At 39.6% G+C, this 16,109-nt stretch carries 13 protein-coding genes and 1 pseudogene; 10 read left to right on the forward strand and 4 right to left on the reverse strand.

The window, feature by feature from the left end:
- Position 1 precedes the first annotated feature (1 nt).
- A complete protein-coding gene (yjgA, locus tag FTU87_RS05165; RefSeq protein WP_005172645.1) occupies positions 2–535 on the forward strand; it encodes a ribosome biogenesis factor YjgA in 534 nt (177 codons plus the stop codon).
- 985 nt (positions 536–1,520) lie between these two features.
- Entirely contained in the window at positions 1,521–2,789 is a 1,269-nt protein-coding gene (locus tag FTU87_RS05170; protein ID WP_180096756.1) for a HAMP domain-containing sensor histidine kinase, read from the forward strand.
- 12 nt (positions 2,790–2,801) lie between these two features.
- On the opposite strand, the pseudogene FTU87_RS05175 reads toward FTU87_RS05170, so the two are convergent.
- A pseudogene (locus FTU87_RS05175) lies at positions 2,802–3,883 on the reverse strand (RNA-guided endonuclease InsQ/TnpB family protein).
- A 198-nt stretch (positions 3,884–4,081) separates the two neighbouring features.
- Here FTU87_RS05175 and glnE point away from each other — a divergent pair.
- The 8 genes from glnE (at position 4,082) to FTU87_RS05215 (ending at position 12,936) form a co-directional block, all read left to right on the forward strand.
- Entirely contained in the window at positions 4,082–6,832 is a 2,751-nt protein-coding gene (glnE, locus tag FTU87_RS05180; RefSeq protein ID WP_180096757.1) for a bifunctional [glutamate--ammonia ligase]-adenylyl-L-tyrosine phosphorylase/[glutamate--ammonia-ligase] adenylyltransferase, read from the forward strand.
- Positions 6,833–6,856: 24 nt separating this feature from the next.
- Complete coding sequence (locus tag FTU87_RS05185) at positions 6,857–7,783, forward strand: branched-chain amino acid transaminase (RefSeq protein WP_074384043.1); 927 nt, start codon at positions 6,857–6,859, stop codon at positions 7,781–7,783.
- Between the two features lie 128 nt (positions 7,784–7,911).
- Complete coding sequence (locus FTU87_RS05190) at positions 7,912–8,634, forward strand: glycosyltransferase (protein ID WP_100357506.1); 723 nt, start codon at positions 7,912–7,914, stop codon at positions 8,632–8,634.
- Positions 8,635–8,661: 27 nt separating this feature from the next.
- Positions 8,662–9,636: a Stealth CR1 domain-containing protein gene (locus tag FTU87_RS05195; protein WP_100357505.1), complete on the forward strand. Its 975-nt coding sequence runs from the start codon at positions 8,662–8,664 to the stop codon at positions 9,634–9,636.
- Between the two features lie 3 nt (positions 9,637–9,639).
- Entirely contained in the window at positions 9,640–10,407 is a 768-nt protein-coding gene (locus FTU87_RS05200; RefSeq protein ID WP_180096758.1) for a glycosyltransferase family 25 protein, read from the forward strand.
- A 10-nt stretch (positions 10,408–10,417) separates the two neighbouring features.
- A complete protein-coding gene (locus FTU87_RS05205; RefSeq protein ID WP_100357503.1) occupies positions 10,418–11,191 on the forward strand; it encodes a glycosyltransferase family 25 protein in 774 nt (257 codons plus the stop codon).
- Positions 11,192–11,197: 6 nt separating this feature from the next.
- Positions 11,198–11,998: a glycosyltransferase family 25 protein gene (locus FTU87_RS05210; protein WP_157799947.1), complete on the forward strand. Its 801-nt coding sequence runs from the start codon at positions 11,198–11,200 to the stop codon at positions 11,996–11,998.
- 38 nt (positions 11,999–12,036) lie between these two features.
- Complete coding sequence (locus tag FTU87_RS05215) at positions 12,037–12,936, forward strand: glycosyltransferase family 8 protein (RefSeq protein WP_180096759.1); 900 nt, start codon at positions 12,037–12,039, stop codon at positions 12,934–12,936.
- 60 nt (positions 12,937–12,996) lie between these two features.
- On the opposite strand, the gene FTU87_RS05220 is transcribed toward FTU87_RS05215, so the two are convergent.
- From FTU87_RS05220 to aspS, 3 genes are all read right to left on the reverse strand, one after another.
- The gene (locus FTU87_RS05220) at positions 12,997–13,860 is read right to left on the reverse strand and encodes a lysophospholipid acyltransferase family protein (protein WP_180096760.1); all 864 of its coding nucleotides are present in this window, start codon (positions 13,858–13,860) and stop codon (positions 12,997–12,999) included.
- A gap of 18 nt (positions 13,861–13,878) precedes the next feature.
- Positions 13,879–14,100 carry a hypothetical protein gene (locus FTU87_RS05225; protein WP_004733007.1) on the reverse strand — a complete coding sequence of 74 codons (222 nt, stop codon included), beginning with the start codon at positions 14,098–14,100 and terminating at the stop codon, positions 13,879–13,881.
- A 114-nt stretch (positions 14,101–14,214) separates the two neighbouring features.
- On the reverse strand, positions 14,215–15,999 hold the full coding sequence (gene aspS, locus FTU87_RS05230; RefSeq protein WP_100357499.1) for an aspartate--tRNA ligase: 1,785 nt from the start codon (positions 15,997–15,999) through the stop codon (positions 14,215–14,217).
- Positions 16,000–16,109: the final 110 nt, after the last annotated feature.

Here is a 16,109-nt window from a genome sequence, read left to right on the forward strand (position 1 = left end):
CGTGGCACGTCGACCGAACAGTTTAACTGAAGAAGATTTTGATTCTTTAGAGGGACGCGCAAGTAAAACCGAACAGAAAAAAGCAGTCCAGCGTATGGCGGCTTTGGGTGCACAGCTGGCTGAGTTGAGTGCTAAACAAATTAAAAACTTGCCTGTTGAAGAGCGTTTGATTGAAGCATTGCTCGATGTACAGGAATTTACCTCACATGAAGCACGTCGCCGTCAATTTTCACGTATTGGTAAATTACTGCGCAATGAAAATGAAACGGTGATTTTATCTTATTTAACACCAAAACAAGGTCTTAAAAAGACAGCCCAATTACAGCGTTGGGTCGATCGAATTGTCAAAGATGGTGACCCGGCCATTAATGAATTTACCAAAACCTATAATGCCACAGAGCGTCATACCTTGCGTCAGCATTATCTTCGCGTACATCGTGATTTAAAGAATCAGGCACCTGAAGCAGAGGTCAATGCATCTAAGTTAAAGTTATTTAACTATGTACAGCAAGTGGCGTTAATTTCAGACAATTAATTCTTTGTTAAAAAAAAGCGGTCTTTTTAGGCTAATGCCAGTCAGTTAAGGAATTGACTGGCATTTTCTTTTTCAAATTCATGATTATATCTGATAGATAGAAAAGTCATCCGCAACTGTTTGAGGCATGAGGTGTATTGCACCGCAAGATGCCTTCCTTGCGAAGCTTCGCTTCTCATTTGGGCGAAACCAAAGTAACAAATTATTTTTAAGTATTTGATTTATAAATTTAAGACTCCGTCGTGAACGACTAAAAAGTTAAAGAGTCTATTTCTAAACTCCTTAACTGATCAGCATTAGTCTTTTTGGGCCGCTTTTTTTGTCTTTACCTTAAGTGCACTGTTTCTTGTGTAAAAAATACCCTGAATTGGATTCATTCGTCCTCAGCATGAAATTTCCATTTTTAATGTAAGCTTGAGTGATAAAAAATCACAAAATTTTCGCAATTAATTTGTTAAAGACTGTAATTTCTTTACAATTCAAAGGCTATCTTTCAGACAGTTTTTTTGAGACTTTAAGTTGAGACTCAAGATCATTGTTAAGTATTTTTTAAAAATAAAAAATGAATTTTGAGCGTTATTAGAGAGTGAAGCCAATCTAATTTATTTTTTTAAACGAAATTAAAATCTATATAGTTGAAAAACCATTAACTTTTATTTAAAAGGGGATAAAAATCGATGCTGAGTATTTTTTGGTCAAGAGTGTGTTAAAGTAAATACAAATAAACATGCTTCATTTTAGCTTAGATATTGAGTTTCAAATACTTAAGCAGACTTTTTTTGAAGATTAAATTTTCAAGTTATTCTTAATTAATTAAATATCAGTGCCTTGCGGTTATGAGTGTATTTGGATAGAAACAGATTAACAAATCCTTTAACCTATAGGTGAGTTTTCAGCGTTCAGTAAATATAGAATCTTTGTTATTGATTGTATAAATTTGGTCGGCAGTGTTTTCTATATTCCATACATATTCAGAGAGGCAGACATGGAACTAAAACTGCTAGAGGTCGGTCAGAATACGGAGCTTTTAAGCTCATGTCGTATATCTCTCATTTTAGGCGTCTATACCTCCAATAATTTACTAGACACCTTCTGTAAGGTTGCCCGTAAAGTCCTAGGCGTTAAAACCAGTATTATTGGATTCCATATGGAGCCGTATATCTGGTACAGCTGTCCGCACGGTTTTCGGGCCTTGCATGCTCGGCAGGAAATTGCCATCCCTACATATCTGCAACAGGCAGATGTCATCGACCAGACTCATCCTGCTTATGCAGAATTGTCGAATTATGTGAAAGAGCTGGGTGTGGCGCATCACCGACTGGTCGCATTTAATTTAAAAGCGAATGCTGGTCAGCCGCTAGGTCAGGTGATTTTTTTTGATGATCAAACTGACAGGTTTGATCAGGATGATATTGAGACCGTTAAGCAATTTGCTGAAAGTTTAGTAATTCGAATCCAACTCAATGAAGAACATACTGAGCTGAAAGAACTATACGAACAGCAATGTGCACAAAACTTTAGTACAACCAAATTTTTCCAGATCATCGCACATGATCTGCGTGCGCCATTTCATGGCCTGCTGGGCTTTTCCGAAGTTCTGGCGCAGGAACGTGATACCTTGGATGAGTCCAGTATTCAGAGTATCGCGGATTATTTATATGATAATGCACAATCGACTTATAACCTGCTGGAAAGCTTGCTGACCTGGGCCATGGCCGAGGGCGGACGCTTTGTATATCATCCGATTAATTATGAACTCAAGCAATCCAGTAAAATTGTCTGCAGTGTATTGCACAGTCTGGCGTTGAATAAAAAAATTGAATTAATCGACAATATTCCCGAAGACATTAAAGTCCATGCGGATATCAATATGATTACTTCAGTGTTGCAGAATCTGGTTTCCAATGCGCTGAAATTCACCCCGGTTAATCAAGGCGGTAAAGTCATTTTAGAGGCAGAAATGGACGGTGAGCAGGTTAAAATCACCATTCAGGATACCGGTCTGGGCATGACTGAAGAGCAGATACAGAATCTGTTCAAGCCGACGTTGATGGTGAGTGTTCGAGGTACTGCTGAAGAGAAAGGTGCTGGTTTAGGTTTGGTATTGTGCAAGCGCTTTATTGATCTGAATCATGGTCAAATCGCGGTGGATTCTAAAGAAGGTCGAGGTACGACCTTTACGGTGCGTTTGCCAATGGTCACCAATGATCATCAGGCACTGGTGCTTGAAGATCTGCATGCTGAGAAATCCTAAAAGTTGACATCCTCACCTCCCTGAAACGGAGGTGATTCCTACTGCTAGACGCTTATGCCCAAGCGCAAGTATGTTCTTCGCTGCATTTTCATCCCTGTTATTGGAACTTCCGCATTCACATTCCCATACTCTTATTCGCAAATCTGCTCTACCTTTCGGACTGCTAGAAGTGATCTCACCACAGCACGAACCTTGCGAAACAATGTTTCTCAGGTTGTGAATCTCTCACTTACTTCTCCAAAAATTGCCCCTGCGTTCTCGCATTTATACTTGAGCATTGTTTTGAATGCTGAAAAACCTGTATCTAAAACAGATTTTGCCATTTTAGTTTTTACAAGTTTACCCGCACTCAGATCGCCAATAACAATCAGTGCATTTTCTCTCACAAGCATGGTGCTTGCCTTATGCAAATGATCTTTACGACAATTAGCAATTTTAGCGTGTAATGCACGTACACGTTTTTTATTCTTGGCTCGTTGAGCAATACCTAATTTCTGTTCATATTTCCGATAGAACTTAGGATTTGAAATTACAGTACCATCAGAACAGGTGGCAACGTCTTTTAAACCTAGATCAATACCAATCGCTTTAGTTGCAGTAGGTTTATTTTGCTTAGATGAATCCACTACAAGGCATACATACCACCGTCCACGACTATCCTCAACGAATGAGCCTGTTCTCACGCTGTATTTACTTAATCCGTAACTATCCCATAACTTGAATTGATGCTTGCCGTACTGAACATATCCATCAGCGTATTTGATTGCTACTTTCTTGAAAGGAATCCAACCAAGTGATCTTCTCGCTGACTTCTTATTGCTCACACGCCATTTCAGCTTTGCTTTCTTGAACTGTTTTCTTCGAGTGATTAATTCTTCTGTAACAGCCTGAATGGTTTGGCTATGTAGATTGCATTCTTTCGATGCGCCTTTGGTGTATTTGGCAACATCATAGGCTGATAGAAATTCACCTTTTCTTTTTAGATGTTTAAACCCTAAATCATTGACATAATTCCAGACAAAGTTCACCTCAGATGCTAATTGGTCTAGCACCTTGCAATGTTTGTCTTTTATGCGTAATTTAAGTGTTTTCATGTGGTTATATTAACAATTTTTTCTCTATACCCTATGTTGGGCAATTCTTAAAACGACATTTTATGTCGTGTCGCTTATATCTCTGCTCTGAAGGACAGAGTTTGACGCTTCATTTGATAAATTTCAAACTAAAACCCTCCCCCTGAGACAAAACTCCTGCTATAACTAGGCAGAACGTTTCGGGGGAAGAGTTGAGTGATGAATGCGGCACAATTGCAAAAAACCTTAAGAGCAAGCCAATATGCTGAACAGGTATTGGCCAATCACCAGAGCCTCCTGGAACAGGATTATGCAATTGACCAGTTTCAGGCTGCACTCAGTCGGGAATATATTGATCAGCTGGTGCAGCACTGTATCCTGAATATTATAGACGAAGCCGCCTGGATGCGCGCCATGCGTATTCTGCGGGCCCGCCTGATGTTTCGCTGGATCTGGCAGGATGCCAATCAACTGACCGATGTCATCACCCTCACCCGAGAACTCTCCGATTTTGCCGATGCCTGTATTTGTGCAGCCAAAGATTTTGCCCGTATGCCGATTGCTGCCAAGTATGGCCAGCCGATTGCTTATAACGGTAAAGTTCAGGATCTTATTGTCATCGCTATGGGCAAACTCGGCGCGCAAGAACTTAATCTTTCCAGTGATATTGACCTGATTTTTGCCTTCGATGAACAGGGTGAAACCGATGGACGCAAATGTATCGATGTGCAGCAGTTTTGCATCCTGTGGGGACAAAAACTGATTCACCTGCTGGATCAGATCACGGCGGATGGTTTTGTGTTTCGGGTCGATATGCGTCTGCGTCCTTGGGGTGATGGTTCAGCCCTGGCCATTAGTCATGTGGCCTTAGAGAAATACTTAAGTCAGCATGGCCGGGAATGGGAGCGCTACGCTTGGATCAAGGCGCGTGTTGTCAATCCAAGTCCGGAAGGTGATGCTCTGCTTGACATGACCCGTCCTTTTGTCTTTCGTAAATACGTGGATTACAGTGCTTTTGAAGCCATGCGCGAAATGAAAACCATGATCGAGCGTGAAGTCCAGCGGCGTAATATTGAAGATGATATCAAGCTCGGTGCTGGCGGTATTCGCGAAGTTGAATTTATCGTGCAGGTCTTTCAGCTGATTTATGGTGGAGCCAAACTTGAATTGCAGGATCGCCAATGTCTGGTCAATCTGAACCATCTCGATGATGCTGAACTCTTGGATGAACAGGCAGTCCAAGATCTGGAAGATGCCTATTTGTTCCTGCGCCGGGTGGAACATGCGATTCAGGCCTTAAACGATCAACAAACCCAATCTTTACCGACTGAGCCTGATTTACGTCAGCGAATGGTGGAAACCTTAGGTTTTGCAGACTGGTCAGATTTTATGACTGTCCTGAACCAGAAGCGAGCCAAAGTCATTTATCAGTTTGAGCATCTGATTAAGGAAAATGAACCGGAAACCCAGGTCGAAAGTTTTGTCCAGCTGGAAAAGAAGCTCAACGATGTTCTGGATGATGCCGCCAAGAATCTGGTTCATGAATTCTGGCATGGTCATGCATTGAAAAAGTTGCCGGCCAAGGCGATTCAACGTTTAAAAACCTTTTGGCCTTATCTGATTGAAGCGATTCTGGAGTCTGCCAAGCCGCAAATGGCGTTGTTGCGTCTCATGCCCTTGGTTGAGTCGGTGATGCGCCGTACTGTCTATCTGGTCATGCTGATTGAAAGTAAAGGCGCACTGCAACGACTGGTCAAAATGGCCACGGTGAGTCCCTGGATTTGTGAAGAACTCTCGCAATATCCGGTATTGCTGGATGAGTTTCTGTCGATGGATTTTGAGTTGCCGAAACGACAGGATCTGGAAGATTCTTTACGCCAGCAATTACTCCGTATTGAGATTGATCAGGTTGAAGATCAGATGCGGGTATTGCGCCTGTTTAAAAAATCCAATGTCTTGGCCGTCGCAGCCAGTGATGTTCTGGCTGAAAGTCCTTTGATGAAAGTTTCTGATGCCTTAACCGATATTGCCGAAGTATCTGTCAATGCAGCTCTGCATTTGGCCTATCAGATGGTGGCCAAAAGGCATGGTTTTCCCCTCGATGCCGAAGGCAAGCGCTGTTCAATCGAGCATACTGCCTTTGCGGTCATTGGTTATGGCAAGGTCGGTGGCATTGAACTGGGTTATGGCTCGGACTTGGATTTAGTGTTTATTCATTTTATGGGAGAACAGGCCGATACGGATGGACTCAAGCCGATTAGTGGTTTTGAGTTTGCCATGCGCGTGGCACAAAAATTCATGTCATTGATGACCACGCAAACCCTGGATGGGCGGGTCTATGAAGTCGATACCCGTTTACGTCCTTCAGGTGAAGCAGGACTCTTGGTCACCAGTCTGAAAGCCTTTGAACAATATCAGCTTAAGAGTGCCTGGTTATGGGAGCATCAAGCCTTGGTGCGCGCGCGTCCAATTGCGGGTGAGCTAAGCCTAAGACAAAAATTTGAAATCTTACGCCGTAATATTTTGATTCAGCCTCGTGATGAAAATTATGTGCGGGCAGAAGTGCTGAAAATGCGTCAGAAAATGAAGGATCATCTGGGCTCCTCCAAAGCGCAGAAAAAAGATGGAATTTTTCATTTAAAACAAGATACAGGTGGTATCGTAGACATCGAATTTATGGCACAGTATGCGGTGTTGGCCTGGAGTGGGACGAATAAAGATCTCGCCCATTTCTCCGACAATGTAAGAATTCTTGAGGATACCGCAAAATCAGGTTGCTTATCCAGCGACGATGCGACTGCTCTGATTCAAGCTTATCTCAGTGAACGCGCCGAGAGCCACCGCTTAGCCCTTGCAAATCAATCCATGCAAGTGTCTGCAAGCGACTGGCACGATACCCGAATGACCGTTTGCAAGTTATGGCAAAGACTAATTGATCCAAGTGCAAGCTTTGTGCTGGATAGTGAATAATTGTGAAAAATTGGAGTTTGTGGCATGAATTTGGCTGATCGTGATGGTTTTATTTGGCAAGATGGACAACTGGTTGACTGGCGTGAGGCGAAAACTCACGTATTAACTCATACTTTGCATTACAGCATGGGTGTGTTTGAAGGCGTCCGAGCTTATGAAACTCCGAATGGAACGGCTATTTTCCGTCTAAAAGAACATACCAAGCGTTTGTTGAATTCTGCAAAAATTTATCAAATGAAAGTTCCATTTGATCATGCAACATTAGAACAAGCGCAAATTGATGTGGTGCGTGAAAATAAACTGGCATCTTGCTATTTACGTCCAATCCTTTTTATTGGTTCTGAAAAACTGGGTATTGCTGCAACTGATAACACGATTCATGCTGTGGTTGCGGCATGGAGCTGGGGTGCTTACTTGGGTGAAGAAGCCATGGCGAAGGGTATTCGCGTGAAAACTTCATCATTTACCCACCATCATCCAAACGTGACCATGTGTAAAGCCAAAGCATCTGGGAACTACACGCTGTCGATTCTGGCGCATCAGGAAGTCGCGCATTCGGGTTATGATGAAGCCATGTTACTTGATCCACAAGGCTATGTATGTCAGGGTTCAGGCGAAAACGTATTCCTGGTGACTGACGGTGTAATTCATACCCCTGATATTGCCGGTGGTGCGCTGGATGGTATTACCCGTCAAACCATTATTACCATTGCCAAAGACCTGGGGTATGACGTGGTTGAACGCCGTATTACCCGTGATGAATTCTATATTGCCGATGAAGCGTTCTTTACCGGTACTGCTGCGGAAGTGACACCAATCCGTGAATATGATGACCGTCAAATTGGTGAAGGTGTCCGTGGCCCAATCACGACGCAAATCCAAAAAGCTTATTTTGATGCAGTTCAGGGTAAAGATCCTAAATATGCACATTGGCTAACTTACGTGAAATAAGTAATAATTTACTGATTGAAAAAACCTCTCATTTGAGAGGTTTTTTTTAAGGGATATACTTATTCTGCCGAACTTATGTCATCATATTCGGTATCCAGAAGATTTTAAGATGAGCTTAGGCATACGCAATGAGTAACATCGTTATTTGTATGAAATGGGGAACCAAATACGGTTCTGAATATGTCAATCGTTTATACAACATGGTTAAACGACATACGACAGTCGATTTCAAAATGGTCTGTCTGACGGATCGTACGGAAGGAATTAATCCTGAAGTACAATGTTTCCCAATTCCACCTTTGGCATTGCCTGAAGGTGCGCCTGAACGTGGCTGGAATAAGCTGTCCACTTTTGAACCGGATTTATATGGTTTAGAAGGCAATGCGCTATTTCTCGATCTTGATGTGGTGATTGTCGATAATATCGATGAGTTCTTTAGCTATCCGGGTGATTTTCTGATTATCCATGACTGGAAACGTCCTTGGCGGATTACCGGCAACAGTTCGGTGTATCGTTTTAAACTGGGTGCATTTCCGGGACTTTTACCGTATTTCCGTGAAAATTTTGATGAAATCCGTCAGAAATTCCGGAATGAGCAAGCCTATTTGTCTTGGTATGTAGACCGTGAAGGTAAACAGACGTATTGGCCAGAAAGCTGGTGCAAGAGCTATAAATATCATTGCCTGCAAAAAATTCCGATGGCTTACTTTAAACCGCCTGTGAAGCCTGAAGGTGCCAAGATTATTGTGTTTCATGGGGAAATTAATCCGCCAGATGCAGTCAATGGTGGTGGTGGGAAATGGTACCGTTATGTGTTGCCATCGCAGTGGATTAAGGATGCTTGGCAGTAAGCGTATTTGGTGAGTATTAAATTGAATATGCAGCAGCCCTTAGATATTGTCATTGCATGGGTCGATGGCAATGATGCTGAGCTTCAGAAAAATCGTCAACGTTACCTCGGTCAAACGAAAGCACAGACTGAAGCGACACGCTATGCCAGTAATAATGAAATTTATTACAACATTGCCTCTATTTTAAAATATGTGCCTTATGTGCGACATATTTATGTAGTGACGGATCAGCAAAAACCCACGTGGTTAGATGAGTTTGAGCAACAAGGGTTAGCTGCTAAAGATCAGATCAAAATCATTGATCATAAAGTTTTATTTGCTGGCTATCAGCAGTATTTACCAACATTTAATTCATTATCTATTGAAATGATGTTGTGGAATATTCCTGATATTTCACCGTATTTCCTTTATTTGAATGATGATTTTTTCTTTAATGCATCATCAGTGGCTGAAGATTTTGTCGAAGATAGTAAAGTCAAAATTTACGGTCATTGGCAATCAAGTAAAAGCTTGAAGATGAAGTTCAAATGGCGAGATTGGTTAAATCGTCAGTTGAAAAAAATGCCTAAAGCCAAATATACAATGGCGCAAATGCTGAGTGCAGATGTGCTTGGGCTTGATCGTTATTTTGAAATTCACCATCGACCGCATGTGATTGTGCAGCAAGAGCTTGCTACGTTTTTTAAAGCGAATCCTGAGCTTCTTATTGAACAAATTTCGCCACGCTTCCGCAGTTTTTATCAATTACTACCTGTAGGTTTAAGTAATCATCTGTGTATCCAAAATCAGCAAGCAACGTTACTGCCTGATGTTCAAATTGCATATTTAAAAAATGCAGATGGTATTGAAGCATTCAAGCAAGCCCTCAAGCAACCTGATATTCCATATGGTTGTGTGCAAAGTTTGGATCAGTTTGTACCTGAGCAAAGACAGCAAGTAATAGCTGCTATGAATGAAAAATTTATGGGTTTCTTACCGCAGTCACTCCTAGACCAAGAGTAAATTATGAAAGTTATTACTTATTTAATTAATCTAGATGGTAGTGATCAACGTCTAGAACAGGCGACGACGCAACTTAATGCAGTAAACTGGCCTTTTGAGCGTTTCTCTGCAGTCGATGGTCGTGGTAAAGCTTTAACTGAATTTGCCAACTATGATGATCAAGGTGCGCAACAGATTTTAGGTCGTAGCCTGATGAACTCGGAACTTGGTTGTTATCTAAGTCATTATGGCTGTGCCGAGAAGTTTTTAACTACCGATGCAAATTATTTGGTTGTGCTTGAAGATGATATGAAGATCAATTCAGATTTCAAGTTAAAACTGGATGGTCTGTTTGCATATCTTGAACAACATAAGGATTTAGACTGGTATTTAGCCAATATTGCGGCCAAAAAGAAAAAATTGGCAAAAGATATTACTCAAATTGAAAATATGAGTGTATGGCATGCATTCTATTTCCCGATCCGTGGTTTGGGTCTTATTTGGTCACGTAAAGGTGCTCAAGCATTTATAGAGGCAGGTAAGAACATGAATATGCCTGTCGATATTTTCTTTCAGACTTGGCTTAGTAAAAATGGTAAAGGTTTAGGGGTATGGCCAGCCTTGGTTCGACCTGCGGGTCTGGATAGTGATATTTTGGGAACAGTCGCTTCTCAGGGTGTATCACGTAAACAAAAAGAAAATCGTGGGTTGTCCCATGGTTTGAAAAAGCAGAAGCGGATGTGGCGTGACCGCTATTATGCGCTTAAGCACTTGATGATGGCTTTAAAGTAAGTACAGCTATATGAAAAATATTGTAATTAGCCTTAAAACAGCAAATGCCCGTCGTGAGCATATTCAAAAAGAATTTGGTAAACAGAATATTGGTTTTGAATTCTTTGATGCATTGACACCGGATTTGGCAAAGCCACTTGCAGAGAAAATGCAATTAAATGTTGAGGATGAATACTTAACAGGTGGAGAGTTAGCTTGTTTTATGAGCCATGTTTCGATCTGGAAAAAAATGGTTGATGAGCAGATTCCATATGTTGCAATATTTGAAGACGATATTTATTTAGGTAAGAAGTCTTGTGACTATTTAAACTGTGATAGTTGGCTAAATCAAGAATGGCTTTTGGTAAAACTTGAGTTATTTAATAAAAGAGTAGTTCTTGAAAATGAAAAAATATTAATTAAACAAGGTGAAGTCTCTAGATCTTTAATTAGATTAAAGAATAAGCATTATGGATGTGCTGGATATATTCTGACACAGAATGGAGCTAGAAGTTTTTTGAAAAAAATAAAAGAACATAAACTTTTAATACCACTTGATCATTTTATATTTGATTTATTAATAAAAGAAATGGATGGAATTTATCAGCTACAACCAGCTTTGTGCATACAAGACTGTATATTTTATGGGTCACATGAAAATATGCCCAGTGATCTTGAATTATTAAGACGTAAAAGAATGAAATTTTTCAAAAAAAATGGTCTCAATAAGCTTAAATTAGAAGTTTTAAGGTTAATTAATCAAATAAAATTAAAGTTCTTTGGTACCAATATTGAGTTTAAGTAGTTAATGATGAATAATTTTGTAATTAGTCTTAAGTCTACGCAAGATCGTAGAAACCATATATTAGAACAATTTGGAAAAGAGGGTATCCCTTTTCAGTTTTTTGATGCCATCACGCCCGATTTAAATCAAGTTATTTCGAAGGAATTAAAAATAAATATTCTACAAGCAGACTTAACACAAGGTGAAATTGCTTGTTTTTTAAGTCACGCTAGTATTTGGAAGATGATGATTGAAAAAAAATTATCTTATGTGGTCATTTTTGAGGATGATATTTATTTAGGAAAAGAAGTACTAGATTTTTTAAGTAGTATTGATGTGTTAGATCTAAATTTTGACATAATTAAGTTGGAAAGTTTTTTTAATAGAATTGAAGTAGATCCAAACTTTAAGTTGAAGTTAGCTAACAGAAATATTTATAAGTTACAGAGTATGAATTTAGGTGCAGCTGGCTATATAATTAGTCTAGAAGCAGCAAAAAAAATATTTTTAGATTTAAATGTCTTGGATAAAATAGTTGCAGTAGACCATTATTTATTTGAAAACTTACTTAATTTTAATTTTTTTAATATATATATGGTTGAGCCGAGTATATGTAAGCAAGATTTTTTATTAAATAATGCCAATCAAAACTTCAAAAGTTCACTAGAGAAAGCTAGAGCAAATCGACTGGGATTTAATCCGAATAAAATAGAAACAATAAAGAAAAAAATATGTTTTTATGAAAAAATATGGAGAGAATTATCAAGGCCATTTAGGAAGTTAAAAAACTCTAGGTCGAAGAACATTCTCTTTAGTAATTTTAAGTAAGATAAAATTTAGAGTATTATGAAAGTATGAGTATTTATGTGCATTCAGAAAATATAATTGTTGATAATTTGGATGTGGAAAAACCAGATTTAAACATAGCCTTTACCTTTGATGAGGCTTATATTCGAGCAAGTGGGGTTTTGTTATTTTCAATTTTAGAAAATAACACTATGAACTTACATGTACATATTTTTACTACAGTTAAAGATTTATCACTATTTGATAAGTTTTTAAATTTTAAATCCAAAATAACAATTTATTCCTTAAATGAGGAATATTTTTTAAGTTTACAAACACCAGGGCATTTTTCTTCAGCAATTTATTATCGAATAGCTATACCTAATATACTTCAGGGAAGATTAAAAAATATTTTATATTTAGATGCTGATATCTTATGTGTTGGAGATATAAGTTTTTTTAAAAATTTAGATATAGGAGATAACTATATTGCTGCTGTTGAAGATACAGGTCATACCAAAATTAAGAGTATGCTGCTGAATGAGAATAAAGGAAGCTATTTTAATTCAGGTGTAATGTATATTAATATTGATAAATGGATTGATAATAAAATATTCGATAAATTTATGTTATTAATAAATGAGCGAGATTATGATTGTCCTGATCAAGATGTATTAAATATCATGTTTTGGGGGGAGGTCTACTTTATTTCAGAAAAGTATAATCATTTTACAGAAATTAAAAGTGATCATGCTATTTTAATTCATTATATAGGAATGATAAAGCCATGGTCTTTAGTCTCCGAGTTAAATCATAAGTATATTGAGTATTATAATCAGTCTCCTTTTATGAATATACCTTTAGATCAACCAAAAAGTTATAAACTTGCAAAAAAATATGCAAAAAAACTATGGAGATATAAAAATTACTTATTATCTGTAAAATGGTGGTTTTTATATATTTTTATGAAATTTAAATGATTTTTTTAGTTTTAAGTAAATACTTCTTAAAAAAAGTTTTTTATTTAAGAAGTATTTTTTTTAATTGTAAAAGGAATTTGAATTTTTAATCTTCCTAAACCTTTTATATCCCCACAAATACTGTTCTGGAGCGACATTAATCATGCGCTCCATTTCTTTATTTAAGGTGTCAACAGAAAGCTGCAAATCTCTAGATAAAATATCATTTGATAATTTAGTCACAATAATATCATAGCCGGATAAATCATTACGTCTGAGACAGCTTAAACCTACGACTGAACATTGTGTTTTGGCTGCCAGTTTGGAAAGTAAGGTAGAAGATAGCGCATTTTGATTGTAGAAAAGTGAGTAGATACCACCACTTTCTTTAGGTACATGATCCGGCAATATTGCAGAAAAACCACCCTGTTTTAAATGCTTAAACAAAGCACGTACACCAGAATCATCTGTAGGGACCAGTGTGGCATTCAGGCGTTGCCGAGCTTCCAGCATAAAGCGGTCAACATCCTGATTCTTGCTGGGCTTATACATAATCACAGGAGAGGTATGTTGATTGACCCAGACATTCAACAGCTCCCAAGTACCAAAATGGGGAACCACCGCCAAGCAGCCATGCGGGTTTTTTAAAGCCTGAATAAATAAATCTGCACCATGCACATCTCGAATTAAAGACAGCGCATAATCTGGTGATGAACCCCAAATCTTGACCGATTCCGCATAGGTCATACACTGACTTTTCAGGCTGCGTTTACTTAAATCAGCGCGTTCAGATTCCGAAAGTTCAGGATAGGCAGAGGCCAGATTAATCTCAGTTACTCGGCGTGCAGAAGAATGGCTGAGATACAAAAGAGATCCAGCCAGTTGCGCAAGATTTTGAATAAATCTTAATGGAAATTTGGAGAAATTTTTCAGTAAGGTGTACATGCTATCCAGAGCGTCAGATTATAGGTCTTTATCTGGATTGCCCTTCAGCACCATATAAATCAAACCGACGAAAATCAGTAAGGCACCTAAAATACTGCTCAGGCAAAAATACACAATACGTTCATTGGTATCGAGGTTGAACAGGTTGTTGGCAAGGATATAACGCATGAACAGCCATTGAACCACTGAAAATACAATAAGCATAATGCTGCGATTACGAACTGCAGGACGCATAGCCATTGCGAATTACCTTAGATTAAAAACTATCGCTATTATGCCACTGTTCCAGAGTCGACTCAATCACACAAAAAAAGCCCCGCGCAAGGCAGGGCTTTTCACTTAAATCTTCAAGAATTATTCTTGAGATTCAGCTTTTGGTTTTTCACGTAAGCGAATACCAAGGTCACGCAGTTGGTTTGATTCAACTGGTGCCGGTGCTTGCGTCAATGGACATTCCGCAGTTTTGGTTTTCGGGAATGCGATCACGTCACGGATTGAAGATGCACCAGTCATCAACATTACCAGACGGTCAAGACCGAATGCCAAGCCACCATGTGGAGGCGCGCCATAACGTAAAGCATTGAGCAAGAAGCTGAATTTCTCTTCCGCTTCTTCTTCATCAATGCCTAAAGCTTCAAAAATCGCTTTTTGCATTTCAAGGTTATGAATACGCAGCGAACCACCACCCACTTCAGTACCGTTCAATACCATATCGTAAGCAACAGAAAGTGCAGCACCTGGATTGTTCTTCACCTCTTCAACGCTTGATTTCGGTAGCGTGAATGGGTGATGCACAGAGGTCCATTTGCCATCGTCAGTTTCTTCGAACATCGGGAAGTCAACGACCCAAAGCGGCGCCCACTCACATGTTGCCAATTTCATGTCATGGCCGACTTTAATACGTAAAGCACCCATCGCATCGTTTACGATTTTGGCTTTGTCCGCACCGAAGAATACGATGTCGCCATTTTCAGCACCCACACGTTTCAACAGATCCAGCACGATTGGCTCGATGAATTTCACGATTGGAGACTGAAGACCTTCGATACCTTTTTCAAGTTCGTTGACTTTGATATAAGCCAAACCTTTTGCACCGTAGATGCCGACAAATTTGGTGTATTCATCAATCTGGCTACGTGGCAATGAACCTGCGCCCGGTACGCGAAGCGCAACGATACGACCTTTCGGGTCTTTAGCAGGACCTGCGAATACTTTGAACTCAACGTCTTGCATCATATCTGCAACGTCAACCAGTTTCAAAGGAATACGCATATCCGGTTTATCAGATGCATAGTCACGCATTGCATCGGCATAAGTCATACGTGGGAATTTGTCGAATTCAACATTTAAAAGTTCTTTGAACATTTTAACCGTCAAGGTTTCCATCAAATCCATAATGTCATCGTCACTCATGAACGATGTTTCAACGTCAATCTGGGTAAATTCTGGCTGACGATCTGCACGCAGGTCTTCGTCACGGAAACATTTTGCGATTTGGTAGTAACGATCGATACCGCCGACCATCAACAACTGTTTGAACAGCTGTGGAGATTGTGGCAGTGCGTAGAAGCTACCGTTTGATACACGGCTTGGTACCAAATAGTCACGCGCACCTTCTGGGGTTGCACGGGTCAAAATAGGCGTTTCAACGTCTAGGAAACCATTGTCTTCGAAGTAGTTACGAATCAGGTTGGTCAATTTAGAACGGAAACGTAGGCGATCTAACATTTCTGGACGACGGATGTCCAAGAAACGGTATTTCAAACGAATTTCTTCAGAAATATTGGTGTTTTCGTCATTCAAAGGGAATGGCGGAGTGTCTGACTGAGCAAGAACTTCAATTTCTTTACCCAAGACTTCGATCTGACCGCTCACCATATTGGCATTTTCTGTGCCTTCATAACGGCGACGTACACGGCCTGTAATTTTTAATACGAATTCTGAACGTACTTTGTCCGCAGTTGCGAATGCTTCAGGGGTATCCGGGTCAATAACCACTTGAACAAGACCGTCACGGTCACGCATATCAAGGAAAATCACACCACCGTGGTCACGGCGACGGTGAACCCAACCGCATAATGTTACAGTCTGGTCAATTTGAGTTTCGGTTAAAGAACCGCAGTAATGAGTTCGCATCATAGCGTTAGAAATCCAACTATATGGGTTAAGGTCAGCGAATACGTAAACAGCGTACCGCTTTGAGTAGAGGTAGGATTATGCCTCTTTGGGCATGTTGTCACAAGAACTTG

The organism is Acinetobacter sp. YH12156, from assembly GCF_013418235.1.
In the GTDB taxonomy this organism is placed as follows: domain Bacteria; phylum Pseudomonadota; class Gammaproteobacteria; order Pseudomonadales; family Moraxellaceae; genus Acinetobacter; species Acinetobacter pseudolwoffii.